Annotated in this window: 10 protein-coding genes and 1 pseudogene; 8 read left to right on the top strand and 3 right to left on the bottom strand. The window is 62.0% G+C overall.

Going from position 1 to position 15508, the window contains the following annotated elements:
- Window positions 1-1142, bottom strand: a 1142-nt coding sequence (locus tag JWQ61_RS00630; protein ID WP_304358803.1) for a CaiB/BaiF CoA-transferase family protein, incomplete at its 3' end; no start/stop codon positions are given.
- Between the two features lie 282 nt (window positions 1143-1424).
- On the opposite strand from JWQ61_RS00630, the gene JWQ61_RS00625 reads away from it, so the two are divergent.
- The 3 genes from JWQ61_RS00625 (at window position 1425) to JWQ61_RS00615 (ending at window position 3955) form a co-directional block, all read left to right on the top strand.
- The gene (locus tag JWQ61_RS00625; RefSeq protein WP_061539317.1) at window positions 1425-1769 is read left to right on the top strand and encodes a hypothetical protein; all 345 of its coding nucleotides are present in this window, start codon (window positions 1425-1427) and stop codon (window positions 1767-1769) included.
- 11 nt (window positions 1770-1780) lie between these two features.
- Entirely contained in the window at window positions 1781-2341 is a 561-nt protein-coding gene (locus JWQ61_RS00620; RefSeq protein ID WP_304358802.1) for a glycine zipper family protein, read from the top strand.
- A 222-nt stretch (window positions 2342-2563) separates the two neighbouring features.
- Window positions 2564-3955, top strand: a complete 1392-nt coding sequence (locus JWQ61_RS00615) for a GntP family permease (RefSeq protein WP_304358801.1) — start codon at window positions 2564-2566, stop codon at window positions 3953-3955.
- Window positions 3956-4106: 151 nt separating this feature from the next.
- On the opposite strand, the gene JWQ61_RS00610 is transcribed toward JWQ61_RS00615, so the two are convergent.
- Together JWQ61_RS00610 and JWQ61_RS00605 are read right to left on the bottom strand one after the other, a co-directional pair.
- Window positions 4107-5474 (bottom strand): ATP-binding protein, encoded by a 1368-nt coding sequence (locus JWQ61_RS00610; RefSeq protein ID WP_304358800.1) that lies wholly within the window; start codon window positions 5472-5474, stop codon window positions 4107-4109.
- 52 nt (window positions 5475-5526) lie between these two features.
- On the bottom strand, window positions 5527-6249 hold the full coding sequence (locus JWQ61_RS00605; protein ID WP_304358799.1) for a response regulator: 723 nt from the start codon (window positions 6247-6249) through the stop codon (window positions 5527-5529).
- A gap of 331 nt (window positions 6250-6580) precedes the next feature.
- Between JWQ61_RS00605 and JWQ61_RS00600 the strand changes: the two genes are divergently transcribed.
- The 5 genes and pseudogenes from JWQ61_RS00600 to JWQ61_RS00580 form a co-directional block, all read left to right on the top strand.
- A complete protein-coding gene (locus tag JWQ61_RS00600; RefSeq protein WP_304358798.1) occupies window positions 6581-7090 on the top strand; it encodes a Spy/CpxP family protein refolding chaperone in 510 nt (169 codons plus the stop codon).
- Window positions 7091-7358: 268 nt separating this feature from the next.
- On the top strand, window positions 7359-8807 hold the full coding sequence (locus JWQ61_RS00595; protein WP_304358797.1) for an MdtA/MuxA family multidrug efflux RND transporter periplasmic adaptor subunit: 1449 nt from the start codon (window positions 7359-7361) through the stop codon (window positions 8805-8807).
- 17 nt (window positions 8808-8824) lie between these two features.
- A complete protein-coding gene (locus tag JWQ61_RS00590; protein WP_304358796.1) occupies window positions 8825-11989 on the top strand; it encodes an MdtB/MuxB family multidrug efflux RND transporter permease subunit in 3165 nt (1054 codons plus the stop codon).
- Window positions 11990-12006: 17 nt separating this feature from the next.
- Window positions 12007-15225 (top strand): efflux RND transporter permease subunit, encoded by a 3219-nt coding sequence (locus JWQ61_RS00585; RefSeq protein WP_304358795.1) that lies wholly within the window; start codon window positions 12007-12009, stop codon window positions 15223-15225.
- Window positions 15226-15264: 39 nt separating this feature from the next.
- A pseudogene (locus tag JWQ61_RS00580) lies at window positions 15265-15508 on the top strand (RND transporter); the annotation flags it as partial.

The following is a 15508-nucleotide window of genomic DNA, read 5'->3' as shown; positions in this document are numbered from 1 at the left end:
CCCAGTTCCGGCCCCACCCAGTTGGTCTGGCCCGGCGTCGCCGACAGTTTCGGCACGATGCCCGGCAAGTCTATCGGCTGGCCGTCCGGCAGCACATGCTGCTGGATCATGTCGCGCGCGCGGAAATGCGGATCCTGGTGGATATCGGCGGCAGTATAGACCTTGCTGCTCGGGACTTCAGCCTGTTCCAGCACCTGCAGCACGTGCTCCAGGCCATGTTGCGAAGTCCATGCGGTGATGGCGGCGTCAAGCATGTCGTTATGCTGGGCCCGGCCGTCGTTGCGCGCCAGGCGCGGATCCTGCGCCAGGTCGCTGCGGCCGATGGCGTGCATCAGGCGCTTGAAGATGCTGTCGCCGTTGCCGGCGATGATCACGTAGTGTTCGCCGCGGGCGTCGCTCAGGCAGGGATAAGTGCTGGAGGGTGAAATGCCGGGAAAACTGGCGCCGGTGCGCTCGCGCACGAAACCGAACTCGGCGTATTCCGGGATCAGGCTTTCCATCACGCCGAACACGGCTTCGTACAAGGCGATGTCGATGAACTGGCCTGTGCCGTTGTTCGCTTTCAGATGATGCATGGCCAGCAGCGCCCCGATCACGCCATACAGCGACGCCAGCGTGTCGCCGATGCTGACGCCGACCCGCACCGGCGGCCGGTCCGGATAACCGGCCAGGTTGCGCAAACCGCCCATCGATTCGGCAATCGCCGCAAAACCCGGGCGCGCATGGTAAGGGCCGTCCTGGCCATATCCGGATACGCGGACCATGATCAGTTTCGGATTAATCTTCGACAACTCATCCCAGCCCAGGCTCCAGCCTTCCAGCGTGCCGGGGCGGAAATTCTCGATCACGATATCGGCATCCTTGACCAGGTCGCGCACAATCTGCTGGCCCTGCTCCGACTTCAGGTTGAGCGTCACCGATTTCTTGTTGCGGCTCTGCGAATACCACCAGAGCGAAGTGCCGTTGTGCAGCTTGCGCCACTTGCGCAGCGGGTCGCCGTCGCCCGGCGCTTCGATCTTGATCACCTCGGCGCCAAACTGCCCCAGCAGGCTGGCGGCATACGGGCCGGCGATCAAGGTGCCGAGTTCGATCACCTTGACGCCCCGGAGGGAGGATTGCTGCTCTGCGCCTGGCTGCTGCATTTGTTTTCACCTGTTTTCTGTCATCTGTTCGTGCTGCGGATCGGCAGATTATAGAATAGTCTGCGAGCCGCCAGCCTTGCGGGCTATCGCGTGGCGGCAAGTAAAAAGTCCTGCTGTCCTGCAACAATTCCCCTCATTGGCTCACCCGCATAAGTCACTTTGTATCAAAGAGTTAAAATGGTTGATCTTGACGCCAACATTTGCAACCAGAAGTAACTCCTTTTGCTACTTTTGGCGCTCCGGGATTACTATTCAATCACTGATAAATGCGTGGGAAATATCATGAAAAAAATTGCTCTATTGGTACTTGCAGCTGCGGGCCTGATGGTCACCAGTTCGGCCAGTTTTGCTTACGGTTATTACGGACATGGCGGCTTCTACGGCCCACGCATCGGTGTAACCATAGGCGGACCGCTGTATTGGGGCCCGCCGCCGGTGTACTACGCGCCGCCGCCGGTTTATTACGCCCCGCCGCCGGTCTACGTTGAACCGGAACCGCAGACTTATATAGAAAAAGCCCCGAACTATGCCTATTACTGTCCTAGTCCGGCTGGCTACTATCCCCAGATTCCTCGCTGCCCGAAAGGCTGGATGAAGGTAATGCCGGACCAAGCTCAACCTAGATAAGGCGGTGTGTGATGATAAGTGGAACTACCAAGGTAATCGCGGCCTCGCTGGCCGTCCTCCTGACCGGCTGCGTTACCGCGCCGTCAGGCCCGAATGTGATGGCGTTGCCTGGTTCAGGCAAAAGCTACGAGCAGTTCCGCAACGATGAAGCGGTCTGCCAGCGCGCTGCCCAGGAAAGAATAGGTCCGTATGCGCCGCAGGCCGCGGCTGACAATGCAGTAGGAACAGCGGCAGCCGGCACCGTCATCGGCGCCGCGGCTGGCGCCCTGATCGGTGCGGCAACCGGCCGTGCCGGCGCCGGTGCGGCGATCGGCGGCGGCGTCGGCCTGCTGGCGGGCAGCTCGGTTGCCGGCGACTCGGCGGCGCGCAGCAGCTACGGCATGCAGCGCGAGTATAACAATGTCTACACCCAATGCATGTACGCCAAGGGTAACCAGGTTCCGGTCTCCGGCGGCTACGCAAACAGCCGTCGCCAGCAGTACGCTCCGGCTCCGCAATACTCGACGCCGCCTGACTACTACCCGCCGCAACGAGGTAACTATGGCCCGCCGCCAGACTACGTTCCCTACTGATCGCCTTTGATCGCTGCCACAAAAAAGACATGCTTTATGCATGTCTTTTTACATTCAGGGCGCATTTCCTGCCGCCGGCGATGGAACTCAAGCCGCATTCCGCCCCTCTCTCATCTTTGCCTCCTCCGCAAGGCACGTTAAAATAAACACAATATTCGACGACCATTTCCCGATGGCCCGCTCGAATCCGCTAGAGCAAATCTAATCCGTAGGAGATAGAGGATGAGTTTCATCGTAGTTATTCTGGCTTTGCTGTTCCTGATGTTTGTCGCCTACCGCGGCTACAGCGTTATCCTGTTTGCCCCGGTCGCCGCGCTCGGCGCCGTGCTGCTCACCGACCCGAGCCTGGTTGCTCCCATGTTCACCAGCGTGTTCATGGAAAAGATGGTCGGTTTCGTCAAGCTCTACTTCCCCGTTTTCCTGCTGGGAGCGGTATTCGGCAAGGTGATCGAACTCTCGGGATTTTCCAAGTCCATCGTATCGAGCGTCATCAATGTGGTCGGACGACAGCGCGCCATGCTTTCCATCGTCCTGGTATGCGGCTTGCTGACTTATGGCGGCGTCTCGCTGTTTGTGGTGGTGTTCGCGGTCTATCCGTTTGCCGCCGAAATGTTCCGCCAGGGCGGCATCCCGAAACGCCTGATCCCCGGCACGATTGCGCTGGGCGCGTTCACCTTCACCATGGATTCGCTGCCGGGCACGCCGCAGATCCAGAACATCATTCCCACCACCTTTTTCAATACCACCACCTGGGCCGCGCCCTGGCTGGGCGTGATCGGCACCGTGTTCATCCTGGTCACCGGCCTGCTCTACCTGGACTGGTGCCGCCGCCGGGCGGCCGCCAACGGCGAAGGCTACGGCAGCAACTTGCTCAACGAGCCGGAACCGGTGGCCGACGGCAAGCTGGCGCATCCGCTGGTCGCCCTGCTGCCGCTGGTGCTGGTGGGGGTGATGAACAAGCTGTTCACGGCCTGGATTCCCATGCTTTACGGGACCAGCCATGAAATGACGCTGGCCGGCTCCAGCAAACCGATCACCACCCAGGTCTCCGGCGTGGTGGCGATCTGGGCGGTTGAAGCTGCGCTGCTGGTCGGGATCTGTTCGGTGCTGCTGTTTGCCTTCAGCGCCGTCAAGGAAAAATTCGCCGAGGGCAGCAAAGCCGCCGTCGGCGGCGCCTTGCTGGCGTCGATGAATACCGCTTCCGAATACGGCTTCGGCGCCGTGATCGCCGGCCTGCCAGGTTTCCTGGTGATCGCCGACGCTCTCAAGAGCATTCCTAATCCGCTGGTCAATGAAGCGGTCACCGTCACCACGCTGGCCGGCGTCACCGGCTCCGCTTCCGGCGGCCTGAGCATCGCCCTGGCGGCGATGTCGCACACTTTCATTGAAAACGCGCAGGCAGCAGGCATCCCGATGGAAGTGCTGCACCGGGTTGCCGCCATGGCCAGCGGCGGCATGGATACGCTGCCGCATAACGGCGCAGTGATTACCTTGCTGGCCGTGACCGGGCTTTCGCACCGGCAGTCTTACAAGGATATTTTTGTGGTGACGATGATCAAGACGGCGGCTGTGTTTGTGGTGATTGCGGCTTACTACCTGACGGGGATTGTCTAAGGATCGCTTCCATACACTTACCTGCTGAACGCGATCGCATGTACTCCGTGGTCCGTTAAATGGGGTCAGAGTAATTTTCGCAAAGGACGCGAAAAAAAACTCTGACCCCATTTAACTGCCTGGTGTAGTTTTTGAGGCCGTTCAGTTATCTTCAGATGCCATTCAAGGCGGGCAAGCGCAAGGTCGCCTCCAGGCCGCCTTCGGGATGGTTGCGCAGTTGCAGCGTGGCCCGGTGGTTTTCGGCGATGTTGCGCGCAATAGTCAGCCCCAGGCCGGTGCCGCCGGTATCGCGTGAGCGGGAAGTCTCCAGGCGGAAGAACGGGTCAAATACCGTCTCCAGCAGCTCGGCGGGAATGCCGGTGCCGCCATCGCGGATCCGGATCACGATGTCGCTGCCTTCACGCGCCACCAGCAGGCGCGCATAACGGCCGTATTTGGTGGCATTGTCGACCAGATTGGTCAGGCAACGCCGCAGCGTGTTCGGTTGCGCCATGATCGAAGCGCGGGTGCGCCCTTCCAGCGTGACATCCTGCCTGGCGTCGACGGCGTCGGCGCAAACGCTGTCGAGCAAGGAATCGATATCCAGCTTCTGCATCGCTTCCGCCGAATCCATGCTGCGCGCCAGGTCCAGGCCCTCGCGCACCATGCTCTGCATCACCGCCAGGTCTTCCAGCAGCTTGCGGCGCAAATCGGCCTCGCCGACCTTTTCCAGGCGCAGGCGCAACCTGGTCAGGGGCGTTTGCAAGTCGTGGGTGATCGCCGCCAGCATGTGGGTGCGGTGCTGGATCTGGCGCTTGATGCGCGCTTGCATGGCATTGAAAGCGGTCGCGGCCTGGCGTACTTCGGTCGGTCCGGTTTCATCCAGCGGCGGGCGGTCGATATCGCGCCCCAGTTCGCCGGCGGCAATCGCCAGGTGCTTGATCGGCCGCGCCGTCATCTTGGCGACAAAATAAGCCAGGCCGCCGATCAGCAGCAGGAACAAGGCGAAATAAGGCGACAGGTAGGGCATGCCCGGCGGCCGTGCCGGCGGCGGCGCGCCGGGGCCGCGCGTCATGCGCAGCTTCAGCTTGAGCAGCGTGCCGTCTTTCAGGCTGACGTAGACCACCTGGCATTCTTCGGGCCGGCGGAAATCGAAATTCTTGCGCGTGTGCAGCTTGCAGTCGCTTTGCTTGTCCACCAGGATGCTGCGGTCTCCGCCCAGGCGCGCCTTCAGCAGTGAAGTCAGGGACGGATTGTCGTTGACGGCATTTTCGGTATCCTTGACCATGCTGGCTTCCAGGCCGAAATTGTCGCTGGTCTGCAGCACCACGGAACGCATCTCGGGGCCGACATTGTCGAGCGAAAAAACGACCTGCTCGACTCGTTCGGCGATGCGGAATTCATAAAACTCCTTGAAAGACTTGCGCCGCTCGTTTTCGGCCAGCCAGCTGGTGGTGGCGGCTGCTACCAGGATCCCGGTCAGCAGGATCAGGAATACCCGGTTGGCAACCGAGCCAAAAAAATTTCTCACAGACGGCATCCCTCTTCTACTTTATCCAAGCCTGCAGCTGACGTGCATTGCAATGCTACCGTCACGACTCAACCGTCACCGCAGTGGCACGTACATATCCTTCGTTGCGCACGGTCTTGATGATCACCGGGCTACGGGCGTCGTCGCCCAGTTTCTGGCGCAGGCGGCTGATCTGGATATCGACCGAACGGTCGAAAGGATCGGATTCGCGCCCCTGGGTCAGCTCCAGCAGCTGGTCGCGGTTGAGGACCCGGTTCGGATGGTCCAGGAACACCTTGAGAATGCGGTATTCGGCGCCGGACAAAGCCACCACCAGTCCTTCGTTGTTGACCAGGTGGCGCGCGATCAGGTCCAGCGTCCAGCGTCCGAACTGGATCTGCTGGGCTTCCGGCGATGCCATGTTCGGCGGCAGCGCCTGGGTGCGGCGCAAGACGCTGCGGATGCGGGCGAACAGCTCGCGCGGCTCGAACGGTTTCGACAAATAATCGTCGGCCCCCATTTCCAGGCCGAGGATGCGGTCCAGCGGCTCGCCGCGTGCGGTCAGCATGATCACCGGGATATTCGAATCGGCACGCAGGTTGCGGCACAGCGTCAGGCCGTCTTCGCCGGGCAAGGTGAGATCCAGCACCACCAGGTCGACCCGCGCTTCCGACAAAATCTTGCGCATGTCGTTGCCGTTGGTCGCCATCAGAGTGCGGAAACCGTTGGCGTCCAGGTACTCGGCCAGCAGGGTGCGGATTTCGTGGTCGTCGTCGACCACCAGTATGTGAGCAGCAGTTTCCATATGCGTGATTATCCTAGGACCGGAAGTGCGGCCAATCGAAAAAAGAAAAGCTTGATGATGGGTGGCGAAGTATTCAATGCAATCAATCCCTGGTGGGTGGCAGCTGCGGACGGCTGGTGTTTCTAGGATTATGGCAACTCGGCACGAGAAAGACGATAGTAATTTGTATATTGGCATATCTGCCACGTGCGTGGACACATTAAGATACAAAGCAATCTTGATGCCATACATGGCGATACAAAGCCGGGCTCCCATGAAAAACCGGCGATACACCAGCGCGTTCCAATGCGAACTGTGCGGATTGCACTTAAATTCATGGAAGGATTTCATTATGTTCAAGCTTCGCAAACAACTGCTGATCGGCATGACCGCACTGAGTTTTGCTGCCATGGGCATGACCGCCCAAGCCCAGGCCGATGGCGGCCCCGGCGGTCCCGGCCGCCACGCCCCTACGCCAGAGCAACAGGCCAAATTTGCCGAAAAGATGGCAAAACGCCAGGCCAAGCTGCATGACGACCTGAAAATCACCTCGGCCCAGGAAACTGCATGGCAAACCTTCATCGGCAAGATCAAGCCGGTGCGGCCGACTGACATGCCGCAACGTCCGAACAAGGAAGACTGGGCCAAGCAAACTGCTCCTGAGCGCCTCGACCACCGGATGGAATTCCTGAAACACGCTGAAACACGCCTGGCCGAGCGCACCGCTGCGGTCAAGGAGTTCTACGCCGTGCTGACGCCAGTCCAGCAGAAGGTATTCGACGACCATTTCAAGCGGATGGAACAGCATCGCTTCGGCGGCCATCGCGGTGGTCACCGCGGCGGTCCGGACGCAGCCAAGTAACTGCAAACGGCCCGGTTTCAAGCCGGGCCGGAAACCGCTTTGCCGGCGCATCCTGCCCGGACCAGCTCAATTGCCGAGCGCCAAGCCAGCAGCCACACTGCCTCGCTGGCGTCTTTCATTAATTTGAAACAATTTCTAATAAATACACACGGCAGTAAAATTTACTCGCTAAACTCATGTAATTATTTTTCAACAGTCTGCCGGACGCCTGCCCGCGGCAAATTGTTGCATTGCACCCGTCCACATTCTGACTGACCTCCTGCCTGCGATGACTACTACACCGACTCCTCAAATCGACCAATCCAGCCAGTCCCGGCCTGCCCTTCCCAATCAGCGCCAGGGCGGATTCCAGCGCGGCTGGTGGTGGCTGGCCGCAGTCATCGTGCTGGCGCTGGCGGCTTACCTGATCTGGGGCCGCAGCCACCAGTCCGGGGATGCCGCCGGAGGGCAACCGGGGGCAACGCCGGGACAGGCCGCCAACGGTGGCGGCAAAGGTGGAAAAGGCGGCCGGCGCGGCGCATTTGCCGGCGCCGGAGGTCCGTTGCCGGTAGGTGTCGCAGTCGCCAAGACGGGCGATATCCGGATCTATCTCTCCGGCCTCGGCAGCGTCACGCCGGAAGCCACGGCGACGGTGAAAAGCCGGGTCAACGGCCAGCTGATGAAATTGCATTTCAAGGAAGGCCAGATCGTCAAGGCCGGCGACCTGCTGGCAGAACTGGATCCGCGCCCTTACCAGGTGGCGGTGACGCAGGCCGAAGGCCAGCTCATCAGAGACACCGCTCTGTTGAAGGCCGCGCAGATCGATTTGCAGCGCTATCGCACGCTGCTGGCGCAAGATTCCATCGCCAGCCAGCAGGTCGATACCCAGGCCGCCCTGGTCAAGCAATATGAAGGCACGGTCAGGTCGGATCAGGGCGCGCTCGACAGCGCCCGCCTGCAGCTCACCTACTCGCGCGTCACCGCGCCGATCAGCGGCCGCATCGGCTTGCGCCAGGTCGACCTCGGCAATATCGTGCAAAGCAGCGACACCAACGGCATCGTCATCATCACCCAGCTGCAGCCGATCACCAGCGTATTCAGCATTCCCGAAGATAATATCCCCAGCGTCATGAAGCAGATCCAGGCCGGCAAGAAACTGGCCACCGATGTCTGGGACCGCGACCAGAAGAACAAGCTCGACAGCGGCGCCCTGCTCACCATCGACAACCAGGTCGACAGCACTACCGGCACCGTCAAGCTCAAGGCTGAATTCCCGAACGCCGGCTACGCCCTGTTCCCGAGCCAGTTCGTCAATGTCCGCATGCTGCTCGACACCCGCCGCGATGCGATCGTCATTCCAAACGCGGCGATCCAGCGTGGTTCCAGCGGCAATTTTGTGTATGTCGTGAAACCGGATCACACCGTCACCATCCGTCTCGTGACGTCCGGCCCGGTAGAAGGCGAATCGACCGCAATCGATAAGGGCATCGCGGTCGGCGAAACCGTGGTGATCGACGGCATCGACAAACTGAAAGAAGGCGCCAAGGTGGAGCCTGTGAATCGCGGCGGTCCGGCTGCAGCCGGCGCTGGAGCCGACCCTGCCGCTGCCGGCGCCCATAAGGGCGGAGGCCGCCGCCACCGCGCGGACGCCAGCGGCGATGCTGCCGCGCCTGCGGCCTCTGCACCTGCTGCACCTGCACCTGCACCTGCCGCGCCCAATAACCGCAGCAGTCAATAACCGGCTGTCAAGAACGCATGAATCCCTCACGTCAGTTCATTCTCCGGCCGGTCGCCACATCCCTGTTGATGCTGGCCATTTTCCTGGCCGGCATCGTCGCCTACAAGCAGTTGCCGCTTTCGGCCTTGCCGGAAGTCGACTACCCGACCATCCAGGTGGTGACGCTGTATCCCGGCGCCAGCCCGGACGTCATGACTTCGTCGGTCACCGCCCCGCTGGAGCGCCAGTTCGGCCAGATGCCCGGCCTCAACCAGATGTCGTCCACCAGTTCCGGCGGCGCTTCGGTCATCACGCTGCAGTTCAGCCTCGACCTGAGCCTCGACATCGCCGAACAGGAAGTCCAGGCAGCGATCAACGCCGGCGGCAACCTGCTGCCGTCCGACCTGCCGACGCCGCCGATCTACAACAAGGTGAATCCGGCCGACACGCCCATCATGTCGCTGGCGATCACCTCGAAAACGCTGCCGCTGCCCAAGGTGCAGGACCTGATCGATACCCGCCTGGCGCAAAAGATTTCGCAAGTGCCGGGAGTCGGCCTGGTCAGCCTGTCCGGCGGCCAGCGGCCAGCCGTGCGGCTGCAGCTGAATCCGCGCGCGGTAGCGGCGCTGGGCCTGAACCTGGATGACATCCGCACCGCCATCGGCAATGCCAACGTCAACCAGGCCAAGGGCAGTTTCGACGGACCGGCGCGTGCCTCGACCATCGACGCCAACGACCAGTTGCGTTCGGCCGACGAATACCGCAACCTGATCATCGCCTACAAGAACGGCGCGCCGATCCGGGTCTCGGATGTCGCCGACGTCGTCGACGATGCGGAAAACATCCGCCTGGCGGCCTGGTCCAATACCTCGCCGGCGGTAATCCTGAACATCCAGCGGCAACCGGGCGCCAACGTGATCGGCGTGGTCGACAACATCAAGAAGATCCTGCCCAAGCTGCAGGAAACCTTGCCCGGCGCAATCGATGTCCAGATCCTGACCGACCGCACCACCACCATCCGCGCGTCGGTGGCCGACGTCCAGTTCGAGCTGCTGCTGTCGATCGCGCTGGTGGTGATGGTGATCTTCATTTTCCTGCGCAGCGTCCCCGCCACCATCATCCCCAGCGTGGCGGTGCCGCTGTCGCTGATCGGCACGTTCGGCATCATGTACCTGGCCGGCTTCTCGGTCAACAACCTGACCCTGATGGCGCTCACCATCGCTACCGGCTTCGTGGTGGACGATGCAATCGTGATGATCGAAAACATTTCGCGTTACATCGAAGAAGGCATGAAACCCTTGCAGGCGGCGCTGAAGGGCGCCGAGCAGATCGGCTTCACCATCATTTCCCTGACGTTCTCGCTGATTGCGGTGCTGATCCCGCTGCTGTTCATGGGTGACGTGGTGGGCCGCCTGTTCCGTGAATTCGCCATCACGCTGGCGGTGGCGATCCTGATTTCCGCCGTCATTTCGCTGACGCTGACGCCGATGATGTGCGCCAAGCTGCTGCACCACATCCCGGAAGAAAAACAGAGCTGGTTCTACCGCAAGAGCGGCGCCTTCTTCGACAAGATCATCGCCCGCTACGGCGTGGCGCTGGAATGGGTATTGCGCCATCAGTTCGCAACGCTGGTGGTGGCGATCGGCACCCTGGTGCTGACCGCGGTGCTGTACATATTCATACCGAAGGGCTTTTTCCCGGTGCAGGATACCGGCGTCATCCAGGGCATTTCGGAAGCCAGCCAGTCGATTTCGTTTGCCGCCATGTCGGAGCGGCAGCAGGCGCTGGCCGCGACGGTGCTGAAAGACCCGGCGGTCGAAAGCCTGTCGTCGTTCATCGGCGTCGACGGCAGCAACGCCACCCTGAACAGCGGCCGCATGCTGATCAACCTGAAGCCGCGCGAACAGCGCAACATCAGCGCCAGCGACGTCATTCGCCGCCTGCAGCCGGAACTGGACCGCGAGGTCGGCGACATCACGCTGTACATGCAGCCGGTGCAGGACCTGACGATTGAAGACAGCGTCAGCCGCACCCAGTACCAGTTCAGCGTCGAAGACGCCAACGCAGCAGAACTGAGCACCTGGGTGCCGAAGCTGATCGAGCGCCTGCGCAAGATTCCTGAACTGGCGGACATCGCCAGCAACCAGCAGGATCTCGGCCTGCAGGCCTACATCGCGATCGACCGCGACGCCGCTTCCCGGCTGGGCATCACTACCGCCGCCATTGACAACGCCCTGTACAACGCGTTCGGCCAGCGCCTCATCTCCACCATCTACACCCAGTCGAACCAGTACCGGGTGGTGATGGAAGTGAAGCCGGAATTCCAGAAAGGGCCGGCGGCGCTGAACAGCATTTTCCTGGTCGCAGGCAACGGCAACCAGATCCCGCTGTCGAGCATCGCCACCGTCGAGGAACGCACTTCGCCGCTGGTGGTGAACCATATCGGCCAGTTCCCGGCCACCACGATTTCCTTCAACCTGGCGCCCGGCGCCTCGCTGGGCAACGCCGTCAAGGCGATCCAGGCGGCTGAAAAGGAAATCGGCATGCCGGACAGCATCCAGACCAGTTTCCAGGGCGCGGCGCTGGCGTTCCAGGCGTCCCTTAGCAACACCCTGATGCTGATCCTGGCGGCCATCATCACGATGTACATCGTGCTCGGCGTCCTGTATGAAAGCTACATCCACCCGATCACGATCCTGTCGACGCTGCCGTCGGCCGGGGTCGGCGCCCTGCTGTCGCTGATGATCGCCGGCACCGACCTGGGGATCATCGGCATCATCGGCATCATCCTGCTGATCGGTATCGTCAAGAAGAACGCCATCATGATGATCGACTTCGCACTCGACGCCGAACGCAACGAAGGCAAAGAGCCGCGCGAAGCGATCTACCAGGCTTGCCTGCTGCGCTTCCGTCCGATCCTGATGACTACCATGGCCGCCTTGCTGGGCGCCTTGCCGCTGATGCTGGGCTCGGGCGTCGGTTCCGAGCTGCGGCAGCCGCTGGGGATCACCATGGTCGGCGGCCTGCTGGTGTCGCAGGTGCTGACCCTGTTCACCACGCCGGTCATCTACCTGGCGTTCGACAACCTGGCGCGCCGCGTGAAAGCACGCTTCGGCATCAAGGAAGACGAGCACAAGGGCAAGGGCAGGGGCGATGACGACAGCGACAGCGACGGCGCTATCCCTGAACCGGCCAAGCCGTAGGGGAAAGCAAAGACAGCATGAATATCTCGCGCCCCTTTATCCAACGGCCGATCGCCACCACCCTGCTGACCATCGGCATCGCCCTGGCCGGCATGGTGGCGTTCCGGCTGCTGCCGGTCTCGCCGTTGCCGCAAGTAGATTTCCCGACCATCTCGATCTCGGCCTCGTTGCCCGGCGCCAGTCCGGAAACCATGGCCGCCACCGTCGCCACGCCGCTGGAACGGGCGCTGGGATCGATCGCCGGCATCACCGAAATGACTTCGTCGAGCTCACTCAGCTCGACCCGCATCACGCTGCAGTTCGACCTCAACCGCGACATCGACGGCGCGGCGCGCGACGTCCAGGCGGCCCTGAACGCAGCGCGCAACCTGCTGCCGACCGGCCTGCCCAGCAATCCCAGCTATCGCAAGGTAAATCCGGCTGATGCGCCCGTCATGATCCTGGCGCTGACCTCGGACAGCATGACGCAAGGCCAGATGTACGATGCCGCCGACACCATCCTGGCGCAAAAGCTGTCGCAGGTGAAAGGCATCGGCCAGGTCAGCGTCGGCGGCAGCTCGCAGCCGGCGGTGCGGGTCGAACTGAACCCGACCGCGCTCAACAAATACGGCATAGGCACGGCCGACGTGCGCACCGCGATCGCAGCCACCAACGCCAACCGCCCCAAGGGCATGCTGGAAGACGGCGACAAGAACTGGCAGATCTACGCCAACGACCAGGCCAAGACCGCCGCCGAATACATGCCGCTGATCGTTTCCTACCGCAACGGCGCGCCGGTGCGCGTCAGCGATGTCGCCACGGTGGTCGATTCGGTCAGCAACCTGCGCAATGCCGGCTCCGCCAACGGCAAGCCGTCGGTGCTGGTGATCCTGAGCCGCCAGCCCGGCGCCAACATCATCGAAACCGTGGACGAAGTACGGGCCCTGCTGCCGCAGCTGCGCGCCTCGATCCCGGCCGCCATCAACCTCGATGTGGCGCTGGACCGGACGCCGACCATCCGCGCTTCCTTGCACGAAACCGAGAGCACCTTGCTGATGTCGATCGCGCTGGTGATCATGGTGGTGTTCCTGTTCCTGCGCAACGGCCGCGCCACGCTGATCCCGGCGGTCGCGGTGCCGATCTCGCTGATCGGCACTTTCGGCGTCATGTACCTGCTCGGCTACAGCCTCGACAACCTGTCCCTGATGGCGCTGACGATCGCCACCGGTTTCGTGGTCGACGACGCCATCGTGGTGCTGGAAAACGTCTCGCGCCATATCGAAGAAGGCATGAAACCGTTTGCTGCCGCGCTCAAAGGCGCCAAGGAAGTCGGCTTTACCGTGATGTCGATGAGCATTTCCCTGATCGCCGTCTTCATCCCGATCCTGCTGATGGGCGGCATCGTCGGCCGCCTGTTCCGCGAATTCGCCGTCACCTTGTCAGTTGCGATCCTGGTCTCGCTGGTGGTGTCGCTGACCACCACGCCGATGATGTGCGCGCGCCTGCTGAAACACGACCCGGAGCGCAAGCAGGGGCGCTTCTTCAACGCCACCGAGCGCGCCTTCGACGCCATGCTGCGCGGCTACGAACGGTCGCTGGCGTGGGCCCTGCGTTTTGCGCCGTTGATGATGCTGATCCTGTTCGGCACCATCGTGCTCAATGTGTATCTGTACACCGCGATTCCCAAGGGCTTTTTTCCACAGCAGGATACCGGCCTGGTGATCGGCGGCATCCAGGGCGACCAGTCGATTTCCTTCCAGTCGATGCGTGTCAAGCTGGACCAGTTTGTCGACATCGTGCGCAAGGATCCGGATGTGAAGAGCGTGATCGCATTCACCGGCGGCGGCCAGAGCAACCGTGGCCAGATGTTCATTACGCTGCAGCCCCTGACGCAACGCAAGCTGACCGCGGACCAGGTGATCGCGCGGCTGCGCGGCAAGCTCAGCCATATCGCCGGCGCCAACCTGTTCATGCAGTCGGTGCAGGATATCCGGGTCGGCGGCCGTTCCAGCGACGGCCAGTACCAGTACACCTTGCAGTCCGACGACCTCAATGAGCTGCGCACCTGGGAGCCCAAGATCCGCGAGGCGTTCAGCGCCTTGCCGCAACTGGCCGACGTCAGCACCGACCAGCAGGACAAGGGCTTGCAGACCACCCTGACCATCGACCGCGAAACCGCGATCCGCAGCGGCGTCACGCCGGAACTGATCGACTCGACCCTGAACGACCTGTTCGGCCAGCGCCAGGTGTCGACCATCTACAGCGGCATGAACCAGTACCACGTGGTGATGGAAGCGGCGCCGCAGTATTGGCAGAGCCCGCAGGTCTTGCATGACACTTACGTCAGCATCCCTTCCAGCACCGCCAACCTGTCGCCCACCACCTCCGCCCTCGGCACGCCGCCGGCGCTGACGGCGGGCGGCAAGCTGGCTTCCAATTCGTCGCTGGCGCTGACCTTGTCGACCACGGCGGAACAGCAGATGCCGCTGGCGGCGTTCTCCAGTTTCCAGGCAACCAATACCTCGCTTGGCGTCAACCACCAGAGCCAGTTCATCGCCTCCACCATTTCCTTCAACCTGCCGGTCGGCGGCTCCCTGTCCGACGCCACCCTGGCGATCAACGACGCCATGGCACGGATCGGCGTGCCGACTTCAGTGCACGGCAGCTTCCAGGGCAGCGCCAACCTGTTCCAGTCATCCCTGAGCAGCCAGCCGATGCTGATCCTGACGGCGCTGCTGGCGGTGTATATCGTGCTGGGCATCTTGTATGAAAGCTACGTCCATCCGATCACTATCCTCTCGACCCTGCCGTCGGCCGGCGTCGGCGCCCTGCTGGCGTTGCTGGCGACCGGCACCGAGTTCAGCCTGATCGCGCTGATCGGGGTGATCCTGCTGATCGGCATCGTCAAGAAGAACGCGATCATGATGATCGACTTCGCGCTGGATGTTGAACGCACCCGCGGACTGTCGCCGCGCGATTCGATTTTCGAGGCATGCAAGCTGCGTTTCCGGCCGATCATGATGACTACCATGGCGGCCATGCTGGGCGCGGTGCCGCTGGCGCTGGGCCAGGGCGACGGCGCCGAGCTGCGGCGGCCGCTGGGCATCGCGATTGTCGGCGGCCTGATCATGAGCCAGCTGTTGACCTTGTACACGACGCCGGTGGTCTACCTGTACATGGATCGTTTCCGACTGTGGAGCAAGGATAAGTGGGAACGGCGCGGCGGCAGGCCGTTGCCGGATACAAGCGAAGCATAAGAACATGGCCGGCGCACAAAGATAATCAACGGATCGAATATGAAACAAACACATACCCATAAAACCCTGTTGCCGGCGGCACCCGCGGCGCTGCTCGCAGTACTACTGTTAAGCGCCTGCGCCGTCGGACCGGATTACGTACGGCCAGCCACGGTGGCGCCGGCGGCCTTCAAGGAAATGAAGGACTGGAAGACAGCTACGCCGCAAGACCAGGAGCTGCACGGCAAGTGGTGGGAAATCTACCAGGATCCGCAATTGAATGCGCTGGTCGAGCAAGTCAATA

It is taken from the genome of Collimonas fungivorans (assembly GCF_028292705.1).
Lineage (GTDB): Bacteria > Pseudomonadota > Gammaproteobacteria > Burkholderiales > Burkholderiaceae_D > Collimonas > Collimonas fungivorans_B.
The sequence above is the reverse complement of the archived record's forward strand: the minus strand, read 5'-3'. Positions and strand labels throughout refer to the sequence as shown.

Excerpts from the sequence above, each read along its gene's own strand:
- JWQ61_RS00625 (WP_061539317.1), top strand. The coding sequence starts at position 1,425 with ATGAAAAAAATTGCTCTATTGGTACTTGCAGCTGCGGGCCTGATGGTC.
- JWQ61_RS00620 (WP_304358802.1), top strand. The coding sequence starts at position 1,781 with ATGATAAGTGGAACTACCAAGGTAATCGCGGCCTCGCTGGCCGTCCTC.
- JWQ61_RS00615 (WP_304358801.1), top strand. The coding sequence starts at position 2,564 with ATGAGTTTCATCGTAGTTATTCTGGCTTTGCTGTTCCTGATGTTTGTC.
- JWQ61_RS00610 (WP_304358800.1), bottom strand. The coding sequence starts at position 5,474 with ATGCCGTCTGTGAGAAATTTTTTTGGCTCGGTTGCCAACCGGGTATTC.
- JWQ61_RS00605 (WP_304358799.1), bottom strand. The coding sequence starts at position 6,249 with ATGGAAACTGCTGCTCACATACTGGTGGTCGACGACGACCACGAAATC.
- JWQ61_RS00600 (WP_304358798.1), top strand. The coding sequence starts at position 6,581 with ATGTTCAAGCTTCGCAAACAACTGCTGATCGGCATGACCGCACTGAGT.
- JWQ61_RS00595 (WP_304358797.1), top strand. The coding sequence starts at position 7,359 with ATGACTACTACACCGACTCCTCAAATCGACCAATCCAGCCAGTCCCGG.
- JWQ61_RS00590 (WP_304358796.1), top strand. The coding sequence starts at position 8,825 with ATGAATCCCTCACGTCAGTTCATTCTCCGGCCGGTCGCCACATCCCTG.
- JWQ61_RS00585 (WP_304358795.1), top strand. The coding sequence starts at position 12,007 with ATGAATATCTCGCGCCCCTTTATCCAACGGCCGATCGCCACCACCCTG.